At 40.7% G+C, this 26,156-nt stretch carries 27 protein-coding genes and 3 pseudogenes; 20 read left to right on the top strand and 10 right to left on the bottom strand.

Going from position 1 to position 26,156, the window contains the following annotated elements; translation table 11 throughout:
• Positions 1 to 307: 307 nt before the first annotated feature.
• A pseudogene (locus N1I86_RS05215) lies at positions 308 to 925 on the top strand (reverse transcriptase domain-containing protein); the annotation flags it as partial.
• A gap of 68 nt (positions 926 to 993) precedes the next feature.
• Positions 994 to 2,039 (top strand): IS630-like element ISBs2 family transposase gene (locus N1I86_RS05210; RefSeq protein WP_076611651.1). Its coding sequence is split into 2 segments (ribosomal slippage): positions 994 to 1,497 and positions 1,500 to 2,039, totalling 1,044 coding nucleotides; the frame shifts between segments, so codons are not numbered across the junction.
• An 82-nt stretch (positions 2,040 to 2,121) separates the two neighbouring features.
• On the opposite strand, the gene N1I86_RS05205 is transcribed toward N1I86_RS05210, so the two are convergent.
• A complete protein-coding gene (locus tag N1I86_RS05205; RefSeq protein WP_340397586.1) occupies positions 2,122 to 3,303 on the bottom strand; it encodes an IS701 family transposase in 1,182 nt (393 codons plus the stop codon).
• Positions 3,304 to 3,400: 97 nt separating this feature from the next.
• Between N1I86_RS05205 and N1I86_RS05200 the strand changes: the two are divergent.
• Together N1I86_RS05200 and N1I86_RS05195 are read left to right on the top strand one after the other, a co-directional pair.
• Positions 3,401 to 4,084: pseudogene (locus N1I86_RS05200) on the top strand (group II intron maturase-specific domain-containing protein); the annotation flags it as partial.
• A gap of 153 nt (positions 4,085 to 4,237) precedes the next feature.
• Positions 4,238 to 5,569: an IS4 family transposase gene (locus tag N1I86_RS05195; protein ID WP_003354357.1), complete on the top strand. Its 1,332-nt coding sequence runs from the start codon at positions 4,238 to 4,240 to the stop codon at positions 5,567 to 5,569.
• Between the two features lie 173 nt (positions 5,570 to 5,742).
• Here N1I86_RS05195 and N1I86_RS05190 read toward each other — a convergent pair whose 3' ends face one another.
• Both N1I86_RS05190 and N1I86_RS05185 read right to left on the bottom strand, forming a co-directional pair.
• A complete protein-coding gene (locus tag N1I86_RS05190) occupies positions 5,743 to 5,934 on the bottom strand; it encodes a YfhD family protein (RefSeq protein ID WP_270584758.1) in 192 nt (63 codons plus the stop codon).
• Between the two features lie 163 nt (positions 5,935 to 6,097).
• Entirely contained in the window at positions 6,098 to 6,217 is a 120-nt protein-coding gene (locus N1I86_RS05185) for a YfhE family protein (RefSeq protein WP_082142242.1), read from the bottom strand.
• 133 nt (positions 6,218 to 6,350) lie between these two features.
• On the opposite strand from N1I86_RS05185, the gene recX reads away from it, so the two are divergent.
• Both recX and N1I86_RS05175 read left to right on the top strand, forming a co-directional pair.
• Complete coding sequence (recX, locus tag N1I86_RS05180; protein ID WP_341095261.1) at positions 6,351 to 7,157, top strand: recombination regulator RecX; 807 nt, start codon at positions 6,351 to 6,353, stop codon at positions 7,155 to 7,157.
• Between the two features lie 310 nt (positions 7,158 to 7,467).
• Positions 7,468 to 7,794, top strand: coding sequence for a YfhH family protein (locus N1I86_RS05175; protein ID WP_003353800.1), 327 nt, complete (start codon positions 7,468 to 7,470; stop codon positions 7,792 to 7,794).
• A gap of 718 nt (positions 7,795 to 8,512) precedes the next feature.
• Here the strand turns inward: N1I86_RS05175 and N1I86_RS05170 are convergent.
• Positions 8,513 to 8,680 (bottom strand): small, acid-soluble spore protein K, encoded by a 168-nt coding sequence (locus tag N1I86_RS05170; protein WP_048622738.1) that lies wholly within the window; start codon positions 8,678 to 8,680, stop codon positions 8,513 to 8,515.
• A 150-nt stretch (positions 8,681 to 8,830) separates the two neighbouring features.
• Positions 8,831 to 9,817 carry a metal-dependent hydrolase gene (locus N1I86_RS05165; RefSeq protein ID WP_341095260.1) on the bottom strand — a complete coding sequence of 329 codons (987 nt, stop codon included), beginning with the start codon at positions 9,815 to 9,817 and terminating at the stop codon, positions 8,831 to 8,833.
• A 277-nt stretch (positions 9,818 to 10,094) separates the two neighbouring features.
• Between N1I86_RS05165 and mutY the strand changes: the two genes are divergently transcribed.
• Positions 10,095 to 11,180 carry an A/G-specific adenine glycosylase gene (gene mutY / locus N1I86_RS05160; protein ID WP_341097258.1) on the top strand — a complete coding sequence of 362 codons (1,086 nt, stop codon included), beginning with the start codon at positions 10,095 to 10,097 and terminating at the stop codon, positions 11,178 to 11,180.
• 87 nt (positions 11,181 to 11,267) lie between these two features.
• On the opposite strand, the gene N1I86_RS05155 is transcribed toward mutY, so the two are convergent.
• A complete protein-coding gene (locus N1I86_RS05155) occupies positions 11,268 to 11,471 on the bottom strand; it encodes a cytosolic protein (RefSeq protein ID WP_341095259.1) in 204 nt (67 codons plus the stop codon).
• Positions 11,472 to 11,790: 319 nt separating this feature from the next.
• Here N1I86_RS05155 and fabL point away from each other — a divergent pair, with 319 nt between their 5' ends.
• The 5 genes from fabL (at position 11,791) to N1I86_RS05130 (ending at position 15,881) form a co-directional block, all read left to right on the top strand.
• A complete protein-coding gene (gene fabL / locus N1I86_RS05150) occupies positions 11,791 to 12,540 on the top strand; it encodes an enoyl-[acyl-carrier-protein] reductase FabL (protein ID WP_270584441.1) in 750 nt (249 codons plus the stop codon).
• A gap of 70 nt (positions 12,541 to 12,610) precedes the next feature.
• Positions 12,611 to 12,904 carry a gamma-type small acid-soluble spore protein gene (locus tag N1I86_RS05145; protein WP_040341207.1) on the top strand — a complete coding sequence of 98 codons (294 nt, stop codon included), beginning with the start codon at positions 12,611 to 12,613 and terminating at the stop codon, positions 12,902 to 12,904.
• 210 nt (positions 12,905 to 13,114) lie between these two features.
• Entirely contained in the window at positions 13,115 to 13,375 is a 261-nt protein-coding gene (locus tag N1I86_RS05140) for a YgaB family protein (protein ID WP_003353808.1), read from the top strand.
• A gap of 136 nt (positions 13,376 to 13,511) precedes the next feature.
• Positions 13,512 to 14,057, top strand: a complete 546-nt coding sequence (gene ntdP, locus N1I86_RS05135; protein WP_003353809.1) for a nucleoside tri-diphosphate phosphatase — start codon at positions 13,512 to 13,514, stop codon at positions 14,055 to 14,057.
• 78 nt (positions 14,058 to 14,135) lie between these two features.
• A complete protein-coding gene (locus N1I86_RS05130) occupies positions 14,136 to 15,881 on the top strand; it encodes an ABC transporter ATP-binding protein (protein WP_003353810.1) in 1,746 nt (581 codons plus the stop codon).
• An 82-nt stretch (positions 15,882 to 15,963) separates the two neighbouring features.
• Here N1I86_RS05130 and N1I86_RS05125 read toward each other — a convergent pair whose 3' ends face one another.
• Together N1I86_RS05125 and N1I86_RS05120 are read right to left on the bottom strand one after the other, a co-directional pair.
• The gene (locus N1I86_RS05125) at positions 15,964 to 17,049 is read right to left on the bottom strand and encodes an FUSC family protein (RefSeq protein ID WP_003353812.1); all 1,086 of its coding nucleotides are present in this window, start codon (positions 17,047 to 17,049) and stop codon (positions 15,964 to 15,966) included.
• 540 nt (positions 17,050 to 17,589) lie between these two features.
• Complete coding sequence (locus tag N1I86_RS05120) at positions 17,590 to 18,891, bottom strand: glutamate-1-semialdehyde 2,1-aminomutase (RefSeq protein WP_270584512.1); 1,302 nt, start codon at positions 18,889 to 18,891, stop codon at positions 17,590 to 17,592.
• A 186-nt stretch (positions 18,892 to 19,077) separates the two neighbouring features.
• On the opposite strand from N1I86_RS05120, the gene N1I86_RS05115 reads away from it, so the two are divergent.
• From N1I86_RS05115 to perR, 5 genes are all read left to right on the top strand, one after another.
• Positions 19,078 to 19,476, top strand: coding sequence for a potassium channel family protein (locus N1I86_RS05115; RefSeq protein ID WP_003353814.1), 399 nt, complete (start codon positions 19,078 to 19,080; stop codon positions 19,474 to 19,476).
• Between the two features lie 157 nt (positions 19,477 to 19,633).
• A complete protein-coding gene (gene bcp / locus N1I86_RS05110; RefSeq protein ID WP_003353815.1) occupies positions 19,634 to 20,104 on the top strand; it encodes a thioredoxin-dependent thiol peroxidase in 471 nt (156 codons plus the stop codon).
• A gap of 298 nt (positions 20,105 to 20,402) precedes the next feature.
• Complete coding sequence (locus N1I86_RS05105) at positions 20,403 to 21,347, top strand: D-2-hydroxyacid dehydrogenase (RefSeq protein ID WP_341095256.1); 945 nt, start codon at positions 20,403 to 20,405, stop codon at positions 21,345 to 21,347.
• Between the two features lie 2 nt (positions 21,348 to 21,349).
• Positions 21,350 to 21,901, top strand: coding sequence for a cob(I)yrinic acid a,c-diamide adenosyltransferase (locus N1I86_RS05100; protein ID WP_003353817.1), 552 nt, complete (start codon positions 21,350 to 21,352; stop codon positions 21,899 to 21,901).
• A 105-nt stretch (positions 21,902 to 22,006) separates the two neighbouring features.
• A complete protein-coding gene (gene perR / locus N1I86_RS05095) occupies positions 22,007 to 22,447 on the top strand; it encodes a peroxide-responsive transcriptional repressor PerR (RefSeq protein WP_003353818.1) in 441 nt (146 codons plus the stop codon).
• A gap of 36 nt (positions 22,448 to 22,483) precedes the next feature.
• Here perR and N1I86_RS05090 read toward each other — a convergent pair whose 3' ends face one another.
• Positions 22,484 to 22,813: a DUF2614 family zinc ribbon-containing protein gene (locus tag N1I86_RS05090; protein ID WP_445662271.1), complete on the bottom strand. Its 330-nt coding sequence runs from the start codon at positions 22,811 to 22,813 to the stop codon at positions 22,484 to 22,486.
• 19 nt (positions 22,814 to 22,832) lie between these two features.
• On the opposite strand from N1I86_RS05090, the gene N1I86_RS05085 reads away from it, so the two are divergent.
• Positions 22,833 to 23,878 (top strand): IS630-like element ISBs2 family transposase gene (locus N1I86_RS05085; RefSeq protein WP_076611651.1). Its coding sequence is split into 2 segments (ribosomal slippage): positions 22,833 to 23,336 and positions 23,339 to 23,878, totalling 1,044 coding nucleotides; the frame shifts between segments, so codons are not numbered across the junction.
• Between the two features lie 19 nt (positions 23,879 to 23,897).
• Here the strand turns inward: N1I86_RS05085 and N1I86_RS05080 are convergent.
• Positions 23,898 to 23,984: pseudogene (locus tag N1I86_RS05080) on the bottom strand (DUF2614 family zinc ribbon-containing protein); the annotation flags it as partial.
• Positions 23,985 to 24,117: 133 nt separating this feature from the next.
• Here N1I86_RS05080 and N1I86_RS05075 point away from each other — a divergent pair.
• Entirely contained in the window at positions 24,118 to 24,996 is an 879-nt protein-coding gene (locus N1I86_RS05075; RefSeq protein WP_341095254.1) for a nucleotidyltransferase-like protein, read from the top strand.
• A 99-nt stretch (positions 24,997 to 25,095) separates the two neighbouring features.
• On the top strand, positions 25,096 to 26,139 hold the full coding sequence (locus N1I86_RS05070; protein ID WP_048622401.1) for an IS30 family transposase: 1,044 nt from the start codon (positions 25,096 to 25,098) through the stop codon (positions 26,137 to 26,139).
• Positions 26,140 to 26,156 lie beyond the last annotated feature (17 nt).

Raw genomic sequence — 26,156 nt, 5'->3', positions numbered from 1 at the left:
GGAAAGATTACACTCTTACCCGGGGAGGTCTGATGGATACGTGAAGTAGCCTTCATAACCTACTTAGTGATAAGTAGCTGAGCCATCAGAAGTCAGCAGAGGTCATAGTACGAATTGGTCTAGAACAATTCGGAAGGACTGAACAATTAAGAGAGAATAGCCCTTTGCATTCAGTGTGTCATGTTGAACACAGAAAACGTAGTACCTCACTTGAGGAAGGAAACGGTGAATCCCGTGGGGGACCTCTTGGAGGGTGGAGTGACCACTGGCATAAGAAGATAAGCTATTCACGGAAGGAAGAATAACAATGCTTTTGAATCAAATCCTGTCACGGGAGAATATGCTTTTAGCTTTACAAAGAGTAGAAAAGAACAAAGGTAGCCATGGAGTAGATATGATGCCCGTACAAAACCTACGTCAGCACATAGTCGAAAACTGGATATCCATTAAAGAAGCAATTCTCAAGGGTACCTATGAACCAATGCCTGTTCGAAGAGTCGAAATCCCGAAACCTGATGGCGGTGTTCGGTTACTAGGTATTCCAACCGTAACAGACCGTTTGATTCAACAAGCAATTGCCCAAGTATTATCGAGGATATATGACCCTATGTTCTCCGAACATAGTTATGGGTTTCGTTCAAATCGAAGTGCTCATGACGCAGTTAGGAAAGCAAAAGGCTATATCAGAGATGGTTATAGATGGGTAGTAGACATGGATTTAGAAAAGTTCTTCGATCGAGTGAATCATGACAGGCTGATGAGTACATTAGCCAAGACTATTAAAGAAAAGCCACTATTGAAGCTAATCCGCAAATATCTACAAGCTGGTGTCATGATTAATGGTGTGGTATCTAGGACAGAAGAAGGGACGCCGCAAGGTGGCCCCCTAAGCCCTTTACTTTCGAATATTGTACTATATAAATTGAAATAAAGGTTTTCTCCCGTTCCACGGCGAATAAATACAAAGAGAAAATAGGGGAACGGAGAGAAAATATGATGCCAAATCACAAAGACGAGATCGAAAAGTTGTCCACTGCCATGAAAGAAGCAAAAAGTAAACGAGCATATGAACGCTACCAAGCGATTTATCTTCATTTGCAGGGATATACCAAAGGAGAAATCGCAACGATTATTGGTCGATCCAAGAAAACTATTTATAACTATATTCATGCCTACGCCCAGCGCGGTCTTGATGGACTGGAGATGAAATACTCACCTGGCGCCCCACGTCGATTGACCCCTGAGCAGGAAAAAGAGCTGGCTTTGATCATTGAACATCAGCTCCCCGTAGATGTGGGATTCGAAGCAAAATATAATTGGACGCTTGCGATAATCGCTGAACTCATTCAACAAAAGTGGGGGCCAACATACACGCTTCGCGGAACAAGTGACATTCTGCATCGGTTAGGGCTAAGCTATACGAAACCGACCTATACACTAGCCAATGCCGATGAAGAGAAACAAAAAGAATTCGTCGAAATCACCTTCCCTGAAGTAAAAAAAAACTGGTAGATGGGAACATCGCCCATGTCCTCTTTCAAGATGAGTCGATGATTCGTGATTACCAAGCGATTCAAAAAACATGGTTTGTCAAAGGAAAACAACGAATCATTCCGACGTTTGGAAAACATCAAGGGCTGAAGCTGATTGGCACGTTGAACTACGAAACAGGGGAAGTGTTTTGCATCGAAGAAGAATGCTATGACGCGGAAACATTTCTTCGATTTCTTCAACTTGTGTTAGAACGCTATCCCACAGGCAAAATAGTGATGATTTTAGATAACGCTCGAATTCACCATGCCAAACTCATTCAGCCATTTTTAAAAGAACACGAAGATCGGTTAGAGCTCGTCTTTTTGCCACCATACAGTCCGCAATTGAACTTGATTGAAGGGCTATGGAAATGGCTGAAATCAGACGTGATTTACAACGTGTTCTATTCGAGTGTGCAAGAAATTAGAAAGAATGTCCAAGCCTTTATTCAGCGAATCAACCAGAAACCAGAACAAACGATCGATCGTTTGTGTGTTCAGTTGTAAATCTTTAATTCAACTTATATACTGTAGTTGAGCAATTTTAATTACAATAATTACCATGTAAAAGAGACAAACAGGGTACCCCTTATGCCACGTGGAGCTGTTTTTTCACGGTATCAATGGGAATATTTTGTTTCGCTGCACGGTAAATGAACTCCACGAGGCTATGTCCTTTTCTCTTGCGCAGAAGATCGAGCCCATCAGAAAAATCGCTGTTCGACTCGAACATGCTGTACACGTAAGCAAGCTGCACCAAGATCCAGTAGCGTTTCACCGCCCGACGTCCGCGAACGCGGTATCCATCGAGTTTCAGCTGGTCTTTCGCTTGACGGAAAAAACATTCGATCGACCAACGCTGGGCATAGTAGCGCAAGATCTCTTCATCGCTTAGATCCCGGTCGGTGCTCAAGACGCAGTGAAGATGTTCCGATGTCATCGGCTGATCGGCTTTCCAAGCGAGCAGCACCACGGCATCATCGAGACCTTTGAGAGAGCCTTCGTAGCGATAAACCCGATAACACTCTTCTCCCACCGTGACGAGGTGAGTGTCTTTCGGTTCGATGTAGCGGGCAAACTCCCTCACCTGAACCGCAATGCCTTTTGGATAAAGAAGCCGATTGGCCTTGAGCATTGCGATTACGTGGAATCCCTTTTTCAGACAAGCTTCCACGAGCGTTTGCGATGGATACCAAGAGTCCATCAGCACATAAACAGGACGGTGTACATCCAAAGAAGAAAGCATCTCGATCGCGAGTTCCCCCTTGCTTTTCCCAGCCGCCTTGTCGTAGAGGCGGAACGCAAAGGGAAAAGCCTGGGTCATCGTATGAACCATGAGCCAAACGAGAGAATGTCCCCAGATCGACTTTTTCTCTGTGTGAGAATAGTGCCAATCACACCCTTGAATGGCGTGCGTTGCCTGTGACGAAGGCTTGGTTTTTTGGCAAATCGTATCATCGATCGAAACAAAAAGGGGTTGATTCTCCTGTTTGGCGATGCGTTCGACACGACGAAGCATCCACTGTTGAAGTTTGCGAAGCAGCGTCTCTTCATCCCAAGGGCTTTTCGTGAAAAAATGGCTGAGTGTCGTGCGGTGGTTCGGATGAAAGCTCCAATGATGAAGATCGGTCAATGTTCCCGCAAATCCTTTGGTGGTCAGCGCATCCACGATATGAACGAGATGCTTCATGACAGGTTTTGAAAAATAAAGTGCCAACCCCAACATCGTGAAAAACTTGTGGATTCCTTGATGATGTGCTAATCTATTCATGAGACATGAACCTCCTTGTGAATAGTTTTGGTGACACATCTATTCTAATCAAGGAATCGGGTTCATGTCTCTTTTTTTGTTTGGTTGTAAATTTATGTTAGCGAATTTGCTCATCTACAGTTATATAGATGAACTAGACAAAGAATTAGAGAAAAGAGGGCATAAATTTGTTCGTTATGCCGATGACTGTAATATTTACGTGAAGTCAAAACGGGCTGGTGAAAGAACCATGGCTAGTGTCAAACGATTTATTGAGGGAAAACTTCGTCTAAAAGTCAACGAGAAGAAATCTGCGGTTGACCGACCATGGAAACGAAAGTTTCTAGGATTTAGTTTTACACCTTCAAAAGAGCCAAAAGTTCGGATTGCCAAGCAAAGTCTAAAACGAATGAAGAAAAAGGTGCGAGAAATCACGTCAAGAAAAATACCATACCCAATGGAATATCGGATTAAGAAACTTAACCAATATCTACTTGGATGGTGTGGATATTTTGCATTAGCAGACACAAAGAGTATCTTTGAAGATTTGGATGGCTGGATTCGACGAAGACTCCGGATGTGTTTATGGAAAAACTGGAAGACCTCAAAGACCAGGATACGCAACCTCATAAAACTAGGAGTTCCTGAATGGAAAGCTTATGAATGGGGGAACAGTCGCAAAGGTTATTGGCGAATCTCAAAAAGTCCCATATTACACAGAACCCTTGGAAACTCCTATTGGAGTAACCAAGGGCTTAAAAGTCTACAGAAACGTTATGAATTCTTGCGTCATTTATCTTGATTGAACCGCCGTATACGGAACCGTACGTACGGTGGTGTGAGAGGACGGGGGTTAATCACCATAGCCATCAAGTTAAGAATTTGATCTTTTTTCAGCGCCAAAAACATGGTATCCTTTCTAACGAAAATCATCGTTGGAAAGGATTATTTTTTGATGGCAAAAAAGATGAAGGCATGGATAAAAACGATTCGTCAACTCTTCTCCTATGAAGAACTGACTCGTCTGGCACGGAAAGTCGGATTCATTCAGCGGCAGCGTTCATTAACAGCGGAAGCCTTTCTGACGCTATGTGCTTGGGGAGACGGATCGCTCGCCTGTCAGTCGCTTCAGCGGTTGTGTGCCGATTTGGCGCTCTGGCATGATTGCTCTCTCTCGAATGAAGGACTGAATCAGCGGTTTACGCCTCGTGCCGTGGCGTTTTTAAAAGAGGTCTTTTTTACTCTCCTGATGCATCAACGTCCGGCACTCTCTTCCATCACCGAAACGTATCGCGCTTGTTTCACCCGTCTGCGGATCTTAGACTCTACCAGTTTTTTACTTCCGACCGACTATGGTGAGGACTATCAAGGTTCGGTTTCATCTGGCGCCAAAATCCAATTTGAGTATGAGCTGTTATCGGGAACCTGTCTTCAGCTGTGCGTCCAACAGGCCAATGATTCCGATGCCCGTTTTGCTTATCATACCCAGCACACGATTTTACCGAATGACCTTTGCATTCGGGATCTGGGGTTTTTTTCACTCGCCACGCTGGCGGAGATTGATGCTCGAGGTGCTTATTATATTACCCGGTTGCGTTCCGATATCAAAGTCTATATCAAGCAGGACGGGGAGTGGCACGAATGGGATTGGGAATCGATAGGAAATCGATTGGGCGAGGGGGAAGCCGTGGAAGTGGAACACGTGTATATCGGACACCAACGCCTGTATGTTCCGCGTCTGATTTTTCGCCGTCTCACGGCGGAAGAATGGGAAAAACGGCTGGCGTACGTGCGGAAAAAGGAAAAAAAGAAAGGGAAGGCGCTGTCACGCCAAACCCTTGAACAAAAGAAATATCACATCTTACTGACCAATTTACCACAAGAATCGTTTGATGCGCAACAAGTTTATGAGCTGTATTCGCTGCGCTGGCAAGTGGAGCTGTTATTTAAGGGCTGGAAATCCTTATTTGATCTTGACCGTGTCAAAAAGATGAAGAAGGAACGATTCGAATGCCACTTATATGGGACATTGATTGCCATTTTAGTCACGCAGACTCTTCTGTTCCAAGCCCGAAGGTATTGGCATCAACGGGAGGGAATCGAGATCAGTGAATGGAAAGCGCTTAATATCCTCCAATCGTATTGGCATCGGTTTCTTTTGCATCCCCAAGCGATGGAAACCGCCCTTCCATCTCTCCTGTCTCTGTTAAGGAAACACGCGAGGAAAGACCGAAGGAAAGGAGAGGAAACGGTATCGGATCTTTTAAAGAAATTGGGGATATGGTAGTGTGGGTCATGGATATAAATGCCAAATAACCCTCTTCTTGAGGGTTATTTGGCATGCCCAGCATTTGGTTTTCTCTTCATCCTTTGATTGATTTTTCGAACATGCGTATCATCCTAAAAAATTTTATACCGCTAACTTGACGGGTATGGGGTTAATCACCCCCTCCTACTCGATTATAATTTCCGCTTTTGTGAGTTTACCCTTTGATCAGCGGCTTCGGATCGTGACTGTGCTTCCAAGTCAGCGTGATCCGCCAATTCTTGTGAATACTCCACATCTCTGCCATCTGTTTTCAAGTTTTTCGGAACTTGAGGAAGCTTTTGTTTATTTTTGTCTCTTGTTTTTTGACTATGTGCGCGGCCCATTTCGAAAACCCCTTTCGTAAAAGTGGCGGCAATAAGCTCCGCATTTATACTTTTTCCGAATGGGTTCTTTTTATCCAGGTGTCCCCTTTAGCTTTTAAGTAGAAAGGAAATTTGCCGCAATGCCCGATTGTTTTTGCCAAGTTTCATTTTTTAGCAATAAATATTATCGCTCTTTTTTCGTAAATCCGCCGGCGCGGTCTGCCATTTTAAAATCGCGTGCATAGGAAATTTCTTGAGCGCGTGAAAGTGTGCTTTTTATTTTATTTTGCTTTCTCTTATCCAAATCGGATCATCCTTTCGTGGAAAATATTGTTTATTCTTATGTTTTCCTTTTTCTTGAGAGTCATACCAAGGGTTTTTACAACAAAGCAAAAAATTTATAATGTTATACAGAGGCGTAAAGAGGTGAAATCAGAGTGAAGGTGATTACGAAAATATCCGTCCAGCAAAATAACAAAGAGCGGTACAATATTTTTATCAATGAAGCCTTTGCCTTTAGTGTGGATGAGGCCGTTTTGGCACGTTTCCGACTAAAAAAAGGGATGGAGCTAGAGGAAGAGGACGTTGCTGAAATTTTGCATGCGGATGAGGTTCGAAAAGGCTACAAAGATTCGGTCTATTATTTGGCAAAAAGAATGAGAACCGAGAAAGAAATTCGAGAATTTTTGCGAAAAAAAGAATACAACGACGAGGTCATTGATCTCGTGGTCCAAAAGCTGTATGTACAACATTATCTTGATGATCGCGATTTTGCCAAGGCCTATGTCCAAACTCAAATGAAGACAACAGATAAAGGGCCGATTGTGGTGGCGGGGGAACTGGCGCAAAAAGGCGTGGATCAGAGTATTGTGGAACAAGTGCTGGAGCTATATGGAAAAGAGGAGCAAGTAAACAAAGCAACAAAACTGATCGGAAAAGTATTTCAACGGAATTCTAATGAAGCTTTTCTTCAAAAAAAGCAAAAAGCGATTCAGCTTTTAAGGCGTAAAGGATTTTCCAGTGAGGTCATTTCCGAAGCGATCGCTGACAATATACAAAAAGACGAGGAAAACGAAAAAGAAGCGCTGTTTTACCAGACGGAAAAGGCATTTAGACGCTATCGGAGCGAAAGCGGGAACGAGCGTTTTCGAAAAGTTCAGCAATATTTGTATCGAAAAGGATTTTCAATGGAAGACATTCAGCAAGCGGTCGAGCAGTTCAAGGAAAAGAATGATTTTATTTGAAAATTGTTCCGCTTCTTTGCTTGCTGGAACGTCCATTTTTAGACAAAGAATACCAAGCTGAGCCAATCTTTTTTATCCTTGAATCCATTCTTGAGAAAAATACTAGCACCACGGCAATTGACATTTTCTTATAATTGGACACGTTATTTTCTTTTATCTTTTTTCATCATTAGCGATTCAAGACAAAGGTGCGGTAAAATGAAAAAGAATTATTGAAAGGGCTATTTGAGGCTGCTTTGAAAATGGTTCTTTCTTTTATGAGTGTTGGTGTATGAACCTATGAGCAAAAAAGTATGGGAGAAGGTGGACAATGGTGGAAAAACGCTACAGCGAAATGAGCGAATATGAATTAAAACAGGAAATCTCTCGTTTAAAAGAAAAAGCCCGCAAGGCCGAACAATTGGGAATGGTGAATGAATTGGCTGTGATGGAGAGGAAGGCGGCCATGGCTGAAGCTTACCTTCTCAATCCGGATGATTTTAAACCGGGTGAAGTATATGAGATTGCAGAAGATCCGGGGAACTATTTTAAAATCGACTATTTAAAAGGAGTTTTCGCTTGGGGGCACCGTCTGAATGGGAGCGGCCAGGAAGAAGCTTTGCCAATTTCGCTTTTAAGACGCAAGTCGGATGCATAATTGAGTAGGAGGGAGCGATTAACTCCCGTCCTCTCACACCACCGTACGTACGGTTCCGTATACGGCGGTTCAATTAAGATAATTGACGCAAGTCTTTATAACTTCCGTGAATAGCTGTTCTCTTTATGCCAGTGGTCACTCCACCCTCCAAGAGGTCTCCCACGGGATTCACCGCTTCCTCCCTCAAGTGAGGTACTACGTTTTCTGTGTTCATCATGACTCACTGAATACCAAGGGCTATTCTCTCTTCATTGTTCGGTCCTTCTTAGTTGTTCTAGACCAACTAATACTATGACCTCTGCTGACTTCTGACGGTTCAGCTACTTATCACTAAGTAGGTTATGAAGAGTACTTCACCTATCCGCCAGACCTCCCCGGGTAAGTACATGCACTTTCACACCATCTATCCGCCTCATTTACTCGATATGACCTTCGACAGAAAGAGCTTTGTTTTGTTATGCAAACTCACTCCATCATACCTAGCCTTATATGAGGTTCGTGTTCCTCGGACCGGTGTTTTGCCTCCAGCTTCCTTCAGATTCCGCGTCACCACGGACACCCTTGCTCTTGGCTAACCTCTACTTCTGTCTTCGGGGTTCGGGACTTACACCCTATAGTTCATGTACATGCCGGGCGCACATAAAGACTCCCATCCCAATAGTAAGGGATGGGAGTCGCAGGATTTCATGAAAGAAACGGATTGTAATTGGAAATCGTGCTAAGGCTCATTAGACCATTCTCTTTGGCCTGAAGCTTGCATACGTTCTTGAGGATGCGTGTTGGTTGTTCCGTCCGCCCGCTTTGAAGCGTATTCCGCCTTTGCTCGAGGCTCGCCCTCGAATTTATGGCTGTTTAGGTTCGGGAAATTTTTAGCTTTGTTCCGCATCGCCGTAGCCTCCTTTTTACAAAGAGATCATCCTCTCTTTGCTTTTTTAGTATCGGTAAAATATGAACAAATTATGATAAAATCACGGCGACGTCAACTATCTAAGAAGCAGGGAGCGCTTTTTTTCTTTTGTATGAAGAATGTACGTATTTAATGGGAATTCGGGATGAAATCCAATTTTTTTCGCAGTTTTTCTTCGCTGAATACCCATCCGGTATAGGATCCGATGATGTTATAATCTAGATCAAGCTGCACAACGGCGACAAAAGGATAGTGCCCATTGTTTCGATAACGCAAATCGATAAATTTAATTTCATAACAGTCATCATATTTGGACAATTCCCAGCGGTAAACGGGTGAAAAGTTTAGAAAAGCCGATAAGTTTTTATCTTTTTTCGCGGCCTCTAAGAGTGGAGTATCAGGTATAGGCGTTCTTTTGAATTTATCCAAAATGGTAATCGAACGGCGATATCCTCTTGCCACATAGAAATAGTCAGGTGTTTTCACGGCAATCCGCCATATAAAAAAACGGATCGTCGGAGCAATGATAATTTCTTCTGCATCCGGTATCAATTGCCTGACTGCTGAACGGATAGTCTGTTGGACTATAAATCTTACTATATAATAGAATGGGATCAGTACATATATGGTTAAAAACGTGATGCCGGGGTTGAATCCGTTGATCCATAGAATAATCCCGACCACATGAACCGCGAAAATAAAAGGATCAAAAGTATTGATCGTTCCAAGCGCCAGCCATTTGGTGGAAAACGGCCTCAGTGCCTGTGTGCCATATGCGTTAAAAATATCGACTAAAACATGGAGAAAGACTGCTAATTGGGTCCACATCCATAAATGAAATAAATTGACTTCCGGAAAAAGAGGCCCCAATACAGCACAAATCAATAAAGGCCACAATAGAACAGCGGGGATCGAATGGGTAATTCCGCGGTGATTTAGAATATAGACGGCATTGTTCTTTAATTTTAAAATGGTATCGATATCAGGAATTTGTGATCCGACGATAACTGATGCTAAAACAACGTTTGACGAAACGGTGCTATGGGAAATGACAGGATCCAGTGTGGATAAACCCCCTAGCGCAATTCCCATCACGAAGTGTGTTCCAGTATCCAAAAGGATTTCCTCCTTTGACATCCATCCTTGTTAAAAAAATGATAATGGGAATAAAAACGGATTGCAATGCAAGATATTGCCATTTGAGAAAATTTCAAAAGCCGATGGCGGCCGATTTTGCTTCTTTTCTACAAGCTAATTGAACAACTACCGTTAATGTACTGAACGAAAAGATATTTTGATTCCACGATTGTCTGAGAACGTCTCAATTTAATTTTTTTCATAGTATTCCCATTTTGTCTCAATATTAACATCACGGAGGTAAGCAGTGAAGGGCATGGATTTAAAAGAGATTGATACGGAAAAATTTCAACATGACTTACTGGAATGGTATAAACGTGAAAAAAGGAATCTTCCTTGGAGAAAAGAGTGTGATCCTTATAAAATATGGGTTTCAGAAGTCATGCTTCAGCAGACAAGAGTAGAAACCGTGATTCCTTATTTTGAACGGTTTATGGAAAAATTCCCAACTTTAGAAGCCTTGTCGGAAGCGGAGGAAGAACAAGTTTTAAAAGCCTGGGAGGGTTTAGGGTACTATTCAAGAATTCGAAACCTTCATTCAGCAGTAAAAGAAGTAAAGGAAAAATATGGAGGGAAAGTCCCGGATACATTGGAAGAGATGACTTCTTTGAAAGGTGTAGGCCCGTATACAGCGGGGGCTGTCTTAAGCATTGCATATGGTAAACCTTATCCTGCCGTTGATGGAAATGTCATGAGAGTCGCGTCTAGAATTTTATCGATTTGGGAAGACATTGCTAAACCGGCTTCTCGAAAGATATTTGAAGAAGCCATACATCGTCTTATGTATACGGAAGATCCTTCTTCGTTTAATCAAGCATTAATGGAATTGGGCGCTTTAATTTGTACTCCGACATCTCCGTCTTGTTTATTATGTCCGGTTCAAGAACATTGCCATGCATTTGAAGAAGGGGTTCAAGAAGAACTCCCTGTCAAAACGAGAAAGAAAAGCATGAAGCTTGTTCATATCGGAGCGGTTGTTTTGAAAAACAAAGAAGGTAAATTCTTGATCCATAAGCGGGAAGCAACCGGATTACTTGCAAATCTTTGGGAATTCCCTAATTTTGAAATGACCTCATTTTTAGATCCTGAAACGCGACTCCGTAAATTATTGGAAGAAACATACAAAATAGACTCTTTGATCCATAACGGCACATTTGCAAAAATCCAACATGTTTTTTCTCATTTGACTTGGGACATTGATGTTTACGCCGGCGAGATACAAAATGAGATACCGGAAGACGAAAGAGTGAAGCTGGTCAAACCCGAAGAGATTCAGGATTTTGCATTTCCGGTATCCCATCAAAAGATTTGGAAAGAATACAAAAGAACGATACGAGAATGAGAATCACCCCAAGCGTAAGCCTTGGGGTGACTTGAATTCTCTTATTTGACGGTATTTTATTAATCAGAAAATCACAAGAAGCCGTGTTTATTCTAATCCGGATTCCGCACCTTTTGTGAGACCGCCGCGCCTCATGATTTCTTCCGTAATTTCACGATGAAGCGTCTGTCCTTCTGCATTTAAATAAGGCATGATTTGTTGGAGAGCGTGATGAAAATAAGAAAGCTCCTCTGTTTTCCATTTGTTTTTTGGCGTCATCGATAATTCTGTCATATCATGACCGGTATACATTGTACTACCTCCGTTTCCATAAGTACTGTTAGTTTTCAATGAAACAGCTTTTTTTATACGAATGTGGGCATCTAAAAAGAGTTGTCCGACTTTCCAAGAAAAAGTAAAATAGAGGGGATATTCCATGCTGCAAAAACAGGGGATATTCCATGCTGCAAAAACGGTCCATCACATCCTCTTCAAGAGTAATGATAAACGGATAACAACACATTTGACTGACTTTAAGCAGAGAAGAATTTAGAATCTTCATCCGAAGGCAATGATACATAGGCTAACTTGTTTTATAAAAAATGGGAATAGGGAAGAAAGGATGAAAAAAATGAGCAATAAAGTTGCATTAGTAACGGGAAGCAGCCGAGGAATCGGGAAAGCGATTGCGATAGAATTAGCGAGAAAAGGCTATGATGTAGTGGTAAATTATGCTCGCAGCAAATCAAAAGCTTTGGAAACAGCAGAAGAAATTGAAAAACTGGGCCGAAAAGCGCTGGTTGTAAAAGCCAACGTGGGGGATGTCGAAAAAATACGTGATATGTTTCAGCAAATTCAAGAAGAATTTGGCCGTTTGGATGTATTTATTAACAATGCGGCCTCCGGTGTTCAGCGGCCGTTGATGGAGTTGGAAGAGAAGCATTGGGACTGGACCATGGATATTAACAGCAAGGCGCTCCTTTTTTGTGCACAAGAAGCGGCGAAATTGATGGAAATCAATGGAGGAGGAAGCATCGTCAGCATCAGCTCTCTCGGTTCCATTCGCTACTTGGAAAATTATACCGCTGTGGGCGTTTCAAAAGCGGCGGTTGAAGCTTTGACGAGATATCTTGCAGTGGAACTTTCGAAAAAGAATATTGTGGTCAATGCGGTATCAGGCGGCGCCGTTGATACGGAAGCATTAAAGCATTTTCCGAATAGAGAAGAAATGCTGGAGGATGCGAAAAAGAATACACCTGCCGGAAGAATGGTGGAAATTGAAGATATTGTGAATACGGTTATGTTTCTGATTTCGAAAGAAGCCTCGATGATTCGCGGGCAAACCATTATTGTCGACGGAGGCAGATCACTGCTCGTATAAAAATATTTTTAACTTTGTTTGGATATTTTTCACCTCGATGGACAAATTAATAACCGTGGAGGTGATAATGATGGCAAAACAAAACCAATTCACATCTAACACAAACGCGGAAAAAGTAAAACAACAAAACGCTGCATCTGCTCAAGGATCTAAATTTGGAACAGAATTCGCTTCTGAAACAGATGCACAGCAAGTAAGACAACAAAATGCTGCGTCTGCGAAAAACCAATCTCAATCTCAACAATCTTCTTTTGCGACTGAGTTTGGTTCTGAAACAGATGTGCAAAAAGTGAAACAACAAAATCAACAAGCAGAAAGTCGCAAAGCGCAAAATTCAAGCGGCTCAAATCAACAAAATCAATAAGTACACAAGGGAAGAGATACATAGTAGTATGTGTCTCTTCTTTTTTTAGTTGGAAAAGATGGAATCAATCATCATTATATGAAATCATCCTGCGAATGAAAAGTTAAAATTTTCGATGAAAATGTTGAAGAACCGACAGAAAAAGAGAAAGGAAAAAGGGCGGCTGGGAAGAAGTTAATAGAGGAGGATGTGACCGTTTGAGGGGTGATGATGATGTTAGATCGTTTTAATGTATTAGTAAAGGAACAAATGAAAACGATGGAGAAACTGTTGTTATTGCAACAGGAAATAGAGCGGTGCCAGCAAATGGAGAAAGAATTAAAAGAACTTCAGGATATTGCCGGAATGGAAAACCTTGAAAGTGAAATGGACGAGATGAGAAAAAAATTAAAGGAAATACAAAAGGTCTTTGAAGCCCAAACGGACGAAGTGATTCGTACTTATCAAGAGCAAACAGGCGTGAAATTATGAGCGGCGGCGAAAACCGTGGCTCTCTTTTGTTTTAATTTTAATGGTGAATCGTTATAATATGAAAGTAGAATTGTTTTTTCCTCCTCTTAGGGAAAAGACTGGTGAAATTTCTTTGATACGAAAGTAGGGGACAATCATGGTATTTCCCGCTGAAGGAGAAACCATACAAATTCATAGTTATAAACATGATGGCCATATTCATCGGATTTGGGAAGAAACGTTGGTTTTAAAAGCGACAGAACGTCTTGTCATTGGAGGCAATGACCGAACCATCGTTACGGAGTCCGACGGCAGAACATGGATGACAAGAGAGCCGGCCATTTGTTATTTTCATGCTGAGCATTGGTTCAATATTATTTGTATGATAAGAGAAGATGGGATCTATTACTACTGCAATTTAAGTTCTCCGTTTGTTTATGACTATGAAGCGTTAAAGTATATTGATTATGATCTCGACATTAAAGTGTTTCCCGATATGACCTACTCCCTCCTGGATGAAGATGAATACGCTGAACATCGAAAGCAAATGGGTTATCCTGATGTGATTGACCATATTTTAAAGCGGAATGTGGACAAGCTAATCAAATGGATTGAACAGCGCAAAGGTCCATTTGCACCTGATTTTGTAGACATATGGTACGATAAATATCTTTTCTTAAATAAAAGAAGGTATGGGGTCTGATCCTAAAGATGAGTCAGCCCCTTTTTCCATGGAAAAATAAAGAAGAATATTGATTTTTTGATGTAAGGAGGGGGAAATTTGGGAAGCATACGTAGATATATGAATTTTGTAAAACCATACAGGCGAGAAATTATCTCAACTTTGTTTATCGGGGCCATCAAATTTGCCATACCGCTCCTCATTCCGATTTTCATTAAATATGTGATTGATGATATCATAGGAAATCGTGAATTATCCACCGATATCAAAATCCATAAGCTTCTTTTTGTACTGGGAGTCATGTTTTTTATTTTTGTCGTATTGCGGCCGCCTGTTGAATATTTTCGACAATATTTAGCCCAAAGCACTGGAAATAGAGTGTTGTATGATATTCGAGACCGACTCTTTGAGCACATTCAAAAGTTAAGCTTTAAATATTATTCTAATCATCGGGCGGGCGAAGTGATTTCCCGGGTAATTAATGATGTAGAACAGACGAAGGATTTTGTGATTACAGGATTGATGAATATTTGGCTCGATTTGGCAACCATTTTCATCGCTGTTGGACTCATGCTGTCGATGGATGTCAAATTGACCATTGTTTCGCTTTTAGTATTTCCTCTTTATGCTTTTTCCGTCAAATATTTTTTTGGAAATTTAAGAAGACTGACAAGAGTGCGTTCGCAGGCGCTGGCAGAAATGCAAGGTTTTCTGCATGAACGAGTGCAGGGAATGCCTGTTATTAAAAGTTTTGCCATCGAGGACTTTGCCCAAGATCAATTCAAAGACCAAAATTCAAATTTTTTGGATAAAGCCCTCTATCAAACGAATTGGACAGCCAAATCATTTGCAGTCGTGAATACCATTACCGATTTAGCTCCTTTGATTGTCATTGCTTATGCCGGGTTTCAAGTGATTCACGGCCATTTATCAGTCGGAACGATGGCCGCATTTATTTCTTATGTAGATCGTTTATACGATCCTTTAAGAAGGCTTGTCAATTCATCTACCACCTTAACTCAGGCCATAGCTTCCATGGACAGAGTGTTTGAGCTGATCGATGAGAAATATGATATTACGGATCGTCCTGATGCCATTGAATGCAAGGATGTAAAAGGAAATATTGTATTTGATCATGTAAGTTTTGCTTACGATGAAAATGAACCGGAAGTGTTGAAAGATATCGACCTTGAGATTAAAGCGGGTGAGACGGTTGCTCTTGTCGGAATGAGCGGAGGGGGCAAATCTTCGCTAGTAAGCTTGATTTCGCGTTTTTACGATGTGACAAAAGGAAGAATTTTATTGGACGGTGTAGACATTCGCGATTTTAAAGTTCGGAGTTTACGTGATCATATCGGAATGGTGCTTCAAGATAATATTTTGTTCAGCGATTCTGTTAAAAACAATATCCTTCTCGGACGTCCGGATGCAAGTGAAGAAGAAGTGATCGCTGCAGCTAAAGCCGCAAACGCTCATGACTTTATTATGAATTTAGTCGATGGATATGACACGAAAGTGGGCGAAAGAGGGGTAAAGCTTTCAGGCGGGCAAAAACAAAGAGTCGCAATTGCCCGAGTGTTTCTGAAAAATCCTCCCATCTTGATATTGGATGAGGCTACTTCAGCGCTTGATTTAGAAAGCGAACATTTAATTCAAGAGGCACTGGAAAAGTTGGCAAAGGATCGGACCACTTTTATTGTTGCTCATCGGCTTTCTACTATAACTCATGCGGATCGAATTATTTTGATTGAAAATGGCCAAGTCGTTGAATCGGGCACTCACGAAGAACTTATGGCAAAACAAGGGAGCTACTATAAACTCTTTCAAGTGCAACAGCTGAATTAGAACGTAATCATGGGATACAGAAGGACTTTTTGAAACAAAAAAAGAAAAAGTCAGGAGAGAATATTTCGTTTCTTCCTGACTTTTACTCGTTTTCTTCTTTTATTTTCACTTCATTTTCCGACTTATGAAAACTTTGGAAGCTGTGAATCAGCATATCCAGATGCTCCACTTGTTCGCCATACTCTAAGATGGAGGTGACGATGTAGAGCAAATGGAAGGATTGGGTATCCTTGCTTCCGGAGTACTCTTCAATAATTTCGTCTAAAAATGCATCCATAAATTCCTTGCGGTTTAAATACACATCATGGACTTCTTCCAGCTCCGTTTTTTTCTTCGCTTTTCCAACAAACTTCAATAATATTTGCTCATGGTAGCTGATTAACGCATCGAGCATTTCTTGAATTCTTTTTTGAAGTTCCTCTGGAAGCTGCTGGATTTCATTTTCATAATGGTGAAGCCGTTTTAAAATCTCAAAGCTTTTTTTGACAGCAATGATCATTTGCCTGTAAATCACAAGTCGGCGATTTTTCGCAGTATGGCTGATTTTAAATGTATTTCTGTCTTCTTTGTACAATTTATATAACTCGTCCGTTTTGTATAATCGCTCGCTAATCTTGGATATGTCGAGTTTCAACAGTTGATAGTCAGAGGCATTTCGAGTGCTCAAGCGAATCCATTTCAAAATGTCCTCTGTCACGTTGTTTATATGCAAAAAAAGTTTCGTCTCATATTTAGGCGGCATAAAAATTAAATTGACGACAAAAGCGGCTAAAATTCCAAGCATAATGGTTCCAAAACGGAGGAGAGCAAATTGGATAAACTGTTCGTTTTGAACTTCCATAATCGCGATAATGGTCACTAGTGCCAAACCGACCGTATTATCAAGTTTTAATTTTAAAATAATGAGAATCGCGACAATAGAAGCCAGACCGACAAATACGATATGGTTGCCGAAGAAAACGACAGTTAGAATGGCAATGGCAGCACCAATCGCATTTCCTTGAACTTGTTCGACAATGGTTTTATAAGATCGATAAATAGTTGGCTGTATAGCAAAAACGGCTTGTATTCCGGCAAAAACAGGAGATGGCAATTGAAGAGCGCGAGCAATGGCCAATGCCAGGACAATCGCAATTCCTGTTTTTAATATGCGGGCACCAAGCTTCATAGCGCATTTTTCCTTTCTTAAGTTTTTACATGTAATGAAAATTGCTTTTCAAAAACGTCAAACGCTGACCTGGGAATGATATTATCTCCCTTTTTATATGATGTTTGATTTTCTCTATTTATCCCTACTTTGAATGTCCTTTTTTGTGATGGATCGTCTGAAACATTATTGTACTATACAATGGAAAAATAAGAATATCAAGAGATGTAGCCTTTTTTTGAAAAATAAAATTTTATCCAGTTTTTGCTTTTCATGAATTGGTCATTCTTGTTTTTGAAAGGTAAGTAAAACGAAGCGAAAAACGGCGAGATGATTAAAAGGAACGGTCAAGACAGGAGCAGAAGATTTTTTTGAACCTTAATGGAGTAAATGGAATTAGCGTCTATTTAAAACTGAATAAATTTACTGGCGATTTGCCCTTGACCTCCGTTGGCAAATAGCCGAGAATACCGTTTTTTTACGGGGGATAAGAAAAAGCGCCCTGTCAAAGGACGCTTGCAAACATGATAGCCGTTTCAACATGAAACTACCAGTTGGATATTATTTTATTTCTTGAGACATTTTTTCAAAAGCTCGCTCTACTGCTTGGATGGTTGTCCGGATATCTTCTTCCGTATGAGCGAGAGTAATAAACCAAGCTTCATATTTGGAAGGAGCCAGGTTAATGCCTTGATGAAGCATCAGTTTGAAAAAGCGGGCAAACCGTTCGCCGTCGCTTGCTTGCGCTTGAGTATAGTTTTCGACCTTTTCATCCGTAAAGTATACCGTAAGCGCACCTTTTAAACGGTTAATCGTAATCGGGATTTGATACGTTTGTGCTGCTTTTAAGATTCCTTCTTCCAACATAGCTCCAAGCCGATCGAGGTATTCATAGACACCGTCTTGCTTTAATACTTCCAAGCAGGCAATTCCCGCCAAAATAGAAGCTGGATTTCCGGCCATCGTTCCTGCTTGATAAGCTGGACCGAGAGGAGCTACTTTTTCCATGATATCCACTCTTCCGCCGTAAGCGCCAATTGGAAGGCCTCCGCCGATAATTTTTCCCATGGCTGTTAAATCAGGAATGACTCCGAGCAAATCTTGAGCTCCCCCGTACATAAAGCGGAATGCCGTAATGACTTCATCGAATATAAGCAGAGCGCCTGCTTTGTGCGTTAATTCTTTCACTTGTTCTAAAAATCCCGGCTTCGGCTCTACGATACCAAAGTTTCCGACAATCGGTTCAACTAATACAGCTGCTACTTCATTGCCCCATTTATCAATGGCTTCACGGAACGATTCGACATCGTTGTATGGAACGGTAATGACTTCTTTTGCGATGCTTTCCGGAACGCCCGCTGAATCAGGTGTTCCTAAAGTAGAAGGCCCTGATCCTGCCGCTACTAGCACTAAATCAGAATGTCCGTGATAACATCCTTCGAACTTTATAATTTTGGTTCTTCCGGTGTAGGCTCTTGCGACGCGGATCGTGGTCATCACAGCTTCGGTTCCGCTGTTGACAAAACGAACTTTTTCCAGCGAAGGTATGGCTTCTTTTAACATTTTGGCAAATTTCACTTCAAAAGGAGTCGGCGTTCCGTATAAAACCCCATTTTCCGCTGCTTTTTGAATCGCTTCGGTAATATGGGGGTGGGCATGTCCTGTAATGATAGGACCGTAGGCTGCCAAATAATCAATATATTTATTGCCGTCAACATCCCAAAAATAAGCGCCTTTTGCTTTTTCCATCGCAACAGGTGCTCCACCGCCAACTGCTTTATAGGAGCGGGACGGACTGTTAACGCCGCCGACGATATGTTCCAGCGCTTCTTTATGTAAACGTTCTGAATGGGTAAAGTCCATAAAAGTATTCCTCCTGCCGTGTCATAACTAATATTAAGTGTTTCATATATATTATTACATATTTCCTACCCATTTTCATAAAAATGAAATTTTCAGCGGCAAGCGTTTCAGGATCACTCTTTATCTTCTTCTTTTCGTTTTAATAACATTCTATCGGTCGGTGAAAGGTAACAGGAGGGTTATCGGATGCCGTATTTATTAATGGCCGCAGTGATTATTTGTATGACACTAAGTTTGCGCGAATTGTTTGTTCCTTCTAGATGGAAGTATAAAAAATTGTCTTTTGAAAACTTTCTCTTATTGGGATTATTATATGTGACGATCATGATCGGTTTTGGCCTTCTTTATTTGCTTTTAGAAATGCAAGGTTATGCCATTTTGACCGGAAAAGGAACGTACAGCGAAAGTTTTTTCGAAAAGCTCCATACCTCTCTTTATTTCAGCGGTATTACGTTGTTCACAGTCGGTTACGGAGATTTAGTTCCAAACGGTGTAGGGCGCTGGATTGCGCTAGTGGAGGCATGGCTGGGTTATACCATTCCGGCAGCTTTTGTCGTGAAAACTTTCATTGATTGGGAGAAATAATGTGAAACTTCCATCAGCCGAGCGGATAGTAAATAGAACCAAATGGATAAATAGGAGACGTTTCCCCCGTCAAGAAAGGAGATTTGCGGGATAAATTCAATTGCAAATTGTTTTAAAATTGGATACGCTAAGTTCAAAACGAATGGAGGGATTACATATGACATTGGCAATAGGTGAAGCGGCTCCTGATTTTGAACTTCCGGCCAGCAATGGCGAAAAGGTAAAATTATCGAATTTCAAAGGGAAAAATGTGGTGCTGTATTTTTATCCGAAAGATATGACTCCCGGCTGCACGACAGAAGCGTGTGACTTTCGGGATTATCATGATGAATTTTCCAAATTGAATGCCGTGATTCTGGGAATTAGCACGGATTCTTTGGACAAACATAAAAAATTTATTGAAAAGTACGATTTGCCTTTTTTGCTGTTGGCCGATGAAGACCATCAAGTATGCGAACTTTATGGCGTTTGGAAGTTAAAAAAGAATTTCGGAAAAGAATATATGGGAATCGAGCGTTCGACATTTGTCATCGATCAACAAGGAAGACTTGCAAAAGAATGGAGAAAAGTAAAAGTAAAAGGACATGTTGAAGAAGCTCTGGAATTTATTAAAAATGAGCTCTCGTAGCCTATTTTTAGAATGAGAAGGCAATTGTCCATGCATTATGTAGATTAAAACATACTGTAAAGTAAGGGCATACCTCCTCATGAAATAAATGTTTAGGGCCGGATCCACCGGTCCATTTTTCTTTGAACAAAAATATCGGGAGAAAGCAGCTATTCTTACAAATTTGCTTCAGCGCTTTTCTTATTTGTATTTTCTTCCAGTAAATCATGGTAAAATGGGCGTGGAGGCCAATTAACGATAAGAAATCTAAAATTTCCATAACGGAATAGACAAAATCAAGTGGAGAGGAGCAAAAAAAGTGGAAGTTGTTTTTTCATTTTTTCCGCCGGCTGATTTAAGAGAACAATTAATCAATGAATTTCCCGATTGTCATTTTCAATTTTATCGAAAAATTTCTGAAGCGGAATGGAAAAATGCTGAAGTCATCGTCACATACGGCGAAGATTTGTCAGAAAAAATCATTCATTCATCGCCGCGTCTACGATGGATTATGGTTTGTTCGGCAGGCCTTGAAAAAATGCCGTTTCAAGCTATCAAAGCAAAGAATATCCTCGTGACAAATGCCAGGGGAATTCATAAAATCCCAATGGCTGAATTCACATTAGGTCTCATGCTCCAACATGTTAAAAGATACCCTGAGCTCGCTGATTTCGAAAAACAAAAATTTTGGAATAAAAAACTGCCTTTGCAAGAATTGGCGGAAAAAGAAGTGCTTGTATTGGGGACGGGTGCCATCGGAAGCGAAATTGGCAGGCTTTCCAAAGCATTTCGAATGAAAACAAGCGGAGTTAATCGAAGCGGGAAACCAGTGGACTATTTTGATCGCATCTATACGTTTCAAGATTGGAACATTGCGCTTGGCACGGCCGATTTCATTGTCTCTGTTCTTCCAAGCACGACGGAAACCCGTTATCTTTTAAGGGAAAATCACTTTCAAAGCATGAAAGACACAGCTGTCTTTATCAATATCGGGCGGGGAGACCTTGTAGAAGAAAAAGTGTTGTTAAATGCTGCAAAACAGAATCAAGTGGCCCATATTTATTTGGACGTTTTTGAAAAAGAACCCCTTCCCCCGGAACATGAATTTTGGACATTGAATAATATTACGGTAACGCCGCATATATCCGCGATGTCGAAAAATTACTTGCCAAGAGCGTTTGAAATATTAAAACACAACTTATCTACATATATTACAGGAAGAAAAGATTTTTGGAATGTGGTCGATCTGGACAGGGGGTACTAGCGTTGAAAATTTATACGAAGACAGGAGATAAAGGAACAACTTCGCTTATCTACGGGCAAAGAGTTTCAAAAACCGATGCCCGCGTAGAAGCATATGGGACATGCGATGAGGCGAATACGCTCATTGGTTTATCGCTTAGCTATTTCGTGCATGAATCATTTGACGGAAAAGAAGAAGTAGCAAATGTTTTACAGCAAATTCAAACAGAACTTTTTTACGTTGGTGCAGAATTGGCTACTCCTCCCGAAAAAGAAGTGAAGTGGAAATTAAAAGAAAATAATATCCAATTTCTCGAAAAGATGATTGATCAATGGGATGGGAAATTGGAACCATTAAATAATTTTATTTTGCCCGGGGGCCATCCCGCGGGAGCCGCGCTTCATGCAGCCCGTTCTGTTGTCAGAAGAGCGGAACGAAAAGCGGTAAAAGTAGAAAAGGTAAATCCTCTTGTTCTGGCTTATTTAAATCGACTTTCCGATCTATTGTTTGTCGCAGCAAGATATATAAACGCTAAACTTGGGCAAAAAGAGAAGAAACTTTCTATAGAATCATGAGAATTTTGGATTGAAAACATTGACAAAATCACTATTTCATTAGTACACTTATTATAAAGATTACAAATTGAGAACGATTTTTATGTTAAAGTGAGGTGCATGACGGTGGCGCAGGAACATCTTAAAGAAGCTTTAGAAACGTTAAAAGATTCTGGAGTACGTATAACTCCTCAGCGTCATGCAATACTTGAATACCTGGTCCAATCCATGTCACACCCAACTGCGGATGAAATTTATAAAGCGTTAGAAGGTAAATTTCCCAATATGAGTGTGGCAACCGTTTATAATAATTTGCGAGTATTTCGTGAAGTTGGATTAGTGAAAGAGCTGACCTATGGCGATTCATCCAGCAGATTTGATTTTGTAACAACCGACCATTACCATGTCATTTGTGAAGAGTGCGGCAAAATTGTCGATTTTCACTATCCCGGACTGGACGAGGTTGAACAATTTGCTTCGCATGTTACTGGTTTTAAAGTTAGTCACCATCGGATGGAGATTTACGGGATTTGTCCGGAATGCAGTGCCAAAAAAGAAGTTCATTAAAAAGAATTGTTCTAAAAAGGAACAATTCTTTTTTTGCTATTTATTTCGTTTTTTTCGATTGTACTCCTCATTAAACTCTTTGCCCTCCAAAGAAGGATCGAGCGTAAGGGGCTCTCGGCAATACATGCACATATCTACTCTGCCAAGCATTTTTGTTTGTTTTCCACAGTTTGGACAAACCACCACAACCGCCCTTGTCGAAAGCATTCCAATCCAAAAATACACAACGACACTCGCCATGATGCTTAAAAATCCCAGCATCATAAAAATCGTCATGATCAATGGATGATTTCGAAAAAATAAACCTATATAAATTGAAATAAAGGTTTTCTCCCGTTCCACGGCGAATAAATACAAAGAGAAAATAAGGGAACGGAGAGAAAATATGATGCCAAATCACAAAGACGAGATCGAAAAGTTGTCCACTGCCATGAAAGAAGCAAAAAGTAAACGAGCATATGAACGCTACCAAGCGATTTATCTTCATTTGCAGGGATATACCAAAGGAGAAATCGCAACGATTATTGGTCGATCCAAGAAAACTATTTATAACTATATTCATGCCTACGCCCAGCGCGGTCTTGATGGACTGGAGATGAAATACTCACCTGGCGCCCCACGTCGATTGACCCCTGAGCAGGAAAAAGAGCTGGCTTTGATCATTGAACATCAGCTCCCCGTAGATGTGGGATTCGAAGCAAAATATAATTGGACGCTTGCGATAATCGCTGAACTCATTCAACAAAAGTGGGGGCCAACATACACGCTTCGCGGAACAAGTGACATTCTGCATCGGTTAGGGCTAAGCTATACGAAACCGACCTATACACTAGCCAATGCCGATGAAGAGAAACAAAAAGAATTCGTCGAAATCACCTTCCCTGAAGTAAAAAAAAACTGGTAGATGGGAACATCGCCCATGTCCTCTTTCAAGATGAGTCGATGATTCGTGATTACCAAGCGATTCAAAAAACATGGTTTGTCAAAGGAAAACAACGAATCATTCCGACGTTTGGAAAACATCAAGGGCTGAAGCTGATTGGCACGTTGAACTACGAAACAGGGGAAGTGTTTTGCATCGAAGAAGAATGCTATGACGCGGAAACATTTCTTCGATTTCTTCAACTTGTGTTAGAACGCTATCCCACAGGCAAAATAGTGATGATTTTAGATAACGCTCGAATTCACCATGCCAAACTCATTCAGCCATTTTTAAAAGAACACGAAGATCGGTTAGAGCTCGTCTTTTTGCCACCATACAGTCCGCAATTGAACTTGATTGAAGGGCTATGGAAATGGCTGAAATCAGACGTGATTTACAACGTGTTCTATTCGAGTGTGCAAGAAATTAGAAAGAATGTCCAAGCCTTTATTCAGCGAATCAACCAGAAACCAGAACAAACGATCGATCGTTTGTGTGTTCAGTTGTAAATCTTTAATTCAACTTATATATGTACATTATCAAAAAACCGATAAAAATTAACGAAAGTGCAAAAGTACGAATACGGTTAATCTTACTTTTATAATTTTTGGCCATCCCATCCCCTCCTAACGTAACTATATCATACTTTACGCTTTGAAGTCGGTTAATGTTTTAAAAGGAATAGAAGGAAAATCAGCAGTTTTTGTCGAAATTAGTAGAATGAAAAAATTTAATGGAGGAATTTTTTATGGAGGATATCCTTCGGCCCATTTATCAAGAGAGAGCGAGCTCAAAAAATACGCTTGGCATTTTATCCATCGAAAAAAGAGAAGGATGGAATTATCGAGAAGAAACATTTGACAACATTTTATTAGTAATTGCAAAAGAAGTCGAAAAAAATTTGCTGGTTAAACATTATGCATATCAAGATAAGAAAGCCGCTCTCTATATTGTGGACGAAGAGCAGTTGAAGGAATGGCTTCTTTTAGGAACGAATCGAAAAATATTGAACTGGCTTTCCGATGGGAAAATTGTGTTTGACCGGAATGACTATGTTCATCGATTGAAAAATGAGTTACGAGAACCTTCTGCCAATGAAAGAAATTTGAAAATGGCGATTGAATTTTCAAAGATTATCAAGTCCTACACAGATGGAAAAGCATTTTTTCATAATGGTCATTACATGGATGCATATCATCATATTTCCCGCTCTCTTTATCATTTAGCATGCTTGGCGATCATCGAAAAAGGATTTCAACCGGAGCAGACAATGTGGGATCAAGTGAAACAATTGAATCCTGAAATTTACAAACTATACGAAGAACTGCTGACCAGCAACGAAAATATAGAAAAACGGTTGGAACTTCTTTTCTTGGCGAGTGAATTTCTTATTCATTCGCATACGGAATCCGGTGTTTCTCATTTTCTAAATGTTTTAAGAAAAAAAGACTACTGGTCTATTGATGATTTGATAAACCATCCGGAAGTAAAATATTACGCTATCGATTTGGAAACCCTCTTGGAGTATTTAATTCATCAAAATTATGTGCGGATTGTTCAGGCAGAAACGAAAGGAATTCATATTTATCATCGCTTCTATAAAATTTTTCTTAAAATTTTTGGCTAGTTGTATAATCAAATGCAACAAGCATAAAAAATGAAAAACCATAGATAAACCACGTATGATTAAGTCGACTAAAACAATATCGATACGGAGGATTTATCTATGGCAATTACTAATTCTACCATAGGAGCTCGGCATTTCAAACACTTAACGGCTTATGACCGTGGGAAAATTGCGGCCTTACACGCTGCTGGTAAGACTCAACAGGAGATTGCAGATTATGTTGGTTGTCACAAAAGCACCATCTCCCGTGAGTTAAGAAGAGGTACAGTGCCACAAAGAAAAAGCAACGGGAAAATTGTTCATGTCTATTTTCCAGACACAGGTCAACTTCTCTATGAGAGAAACAGGAAAGCCTGTGGCCGCAAGCTAAAACTAGACGATGCCATCGAGTTTATTAAGTATGCCGAAACTCAGATCCTTGATAAGAAATGGTCTCCTGATGCGGTATGTGGGAGAGCCAAACGTGATGGGAAATTCAAAGACAAAATGGTTTGCACCAAGACCCTTTATAACTATATTGATCTAGGACTTATAGGCGTTAAAAACATTGACCTACCTATGAAAATTACCCTGAACACCAAGAAAAAACGTAACCGGAAGAATAAGAAGATCTTAGGACGCAGTATCGATGAGCGACCAATTGAAGTCAATGAACGCCAAGAGTTTGGTCACTGGGAAATTGATACGGTTATAGGCAAGAAGACTAAAGATCAGGCCTTATTGACTCTTACTGAGCGCAAAACCCGTAAAGAAATAATTTTGAGAGTGACAGCCAAGGATAGTCTATCCGTTTCAGAAGTCATATCTCAGTTGAAAGTGTCTTATGGTAATCGGTTCTCTAAAGTGTTTAAAACCATTACGGCTGATAACGGTTCTGAATTTGCTGACCTCGGCCTTAGTGTTGAAAAAGATCTAACAGAGGTTTATTTTACACACCCTTACACATCCTGTGAACGAGGAACCAACGAGCGTCATAATGGCCTTATTAGGCGCTTCATACCAAAGGGGAGACCCATTTCCTCTGTGGCAGACGAAACCATTACCTATGTTGAAAATTGGTGTAACCATCTTCCAAGGAAGATCCTCAATTATCGTACACCTGAGGAGTGTTTCCAAATAGAGTTAGCTGGCTTAGCTTCTTAACCTTAAGCCAGCTAACC

The sequence above is a fragment of the Bacillus sp. FSL W8-0116 genome (assembly GCF_038003825.1).
In the GTDB taxonomy this organism is placed as follows: Bacteria; Bacillota; Bacilli; order Bacillales; family DSM-4216; genus Bacillus_O; species Bacillus_O smithii.
Note: the sequence above shows the minus strand (reverse complement) of the source record. Positions and strands in the feature narration are given on the sequence as shown.

Bases quoted from the DNA above. Each gene is read 5' to 3' on its own strand.
- N1I86_RS05190 (WP_270584758.1), bottom strand. From the start codon at position 5,934: ATGGGCCGCGCACATAGTCAAAAAACAAGAGACAAAAATAAACAAAAG.
- N1I86_RS05125 (WP_003353812.1), bottom strand. From the start codon at position 17,049: ATGAAGCTTGGTGCCCGCATATTAAAAACAGGAATTGCGATTGTCCTG.
- N1I86_RS05115 (WP_003353814.1), top strand. From the start codon at position 19,078: ATGCCGTATTTATTAATGGCCGCAGTGATTATTTGTATGACACTAAGT.
- N1I86_RS05140 (WP_003353808.1), top strand. From the start codon at position 13,115: ATGATGTTAGATCGTTTTAATGTATTAGTAAAGGAACAAATGAAAACG.
- fabL (WP_270584441.1), top strand. From the start codon at position 11,791: ATGAGCAATAAAGTTGCATTAGTAACGGGAAGCAGCCGAGGAATCGGG.
- N1I86_RS05170 (WP_048622738.1), bottom strand. From the start codon at position 8,680: ATGCGGAACAAAGCTAAAAATTTCCCGAACCTAAACAGCCATAAATTC.
- N1I86_RS05070 (WP_048622401.1), top strand. From the start codon at position 25,096: ATGGCAATTACTAATTCTACCATAGGAGCTCGGCATTTCAAACACTTA.
- N1I86_RS05155 (WP_341095259.1), bottom strand. From the start codon at position 11,471: ATGTATACCGGTCATGATATGACAGAATTATCGATGACGCCAAAAAAC.
- ntdP (WP_003353809.1), top strand. From the start codon at position 13,512: ATGGTATTTCCCGCTGAAGGAGAAACCATACAAATTCATAGTTATAAA.
- N1I86_RS05075 (WP_341095254.1), top strand. From the start codon at position 24,118: ATGGAGGATATCCTTCGGCCCATTTATCAAGAGAGAGCGAGCTCAAAA.
- N1I86_RS05120 (WP_270584512.1), bottom strand. From the start codon at position 18,891: ATGGACTTTACCCATTCAGAACGTTTACATAAAGAAGCGCTGGAACAT.
- N1I86_RS05195 (WP_003354357.1), top strand. From the start codon at position 4,238: ATGGCAAAAAAGATGAAGGCATGGATAAAAACGATTCGTCAACTCTTC.
- mutY (WP_341097258.1), top strand. From the start codon at position 10,095: ATGGATTTAAAAGAGATTGATACGGAAAAATTTCAACATGACTTACTG.
- bcp (WP_003353815.1), top strand. From the start codon at position 19,634: ATGACATTGGCAATAGGTGAAGCGGCTCCTGATTTTGAACTTCCGGCC.
- N1I86_RS05145 (WP_040341207.1), top strand. From the start codon at position 12,611: ATGGCAAAACAAAACCAATTCACATCTAACACAAACGCGGAAAAAGTA.
- N1I86_RS05175 (WP_003353800.1), top strand. From the start codon at position 7,468: ATGGTGGAAAAACGCTACAGCGAAATGAGCGAATATGAATTAAAACAG.
- N1I86_RS05205 (WP_340397586.1), bottom strand. From the start codon at position 3,303: ATGAATAGATTAGCACATCATCAAGGAATCCACAAGTTTTTCACGATG.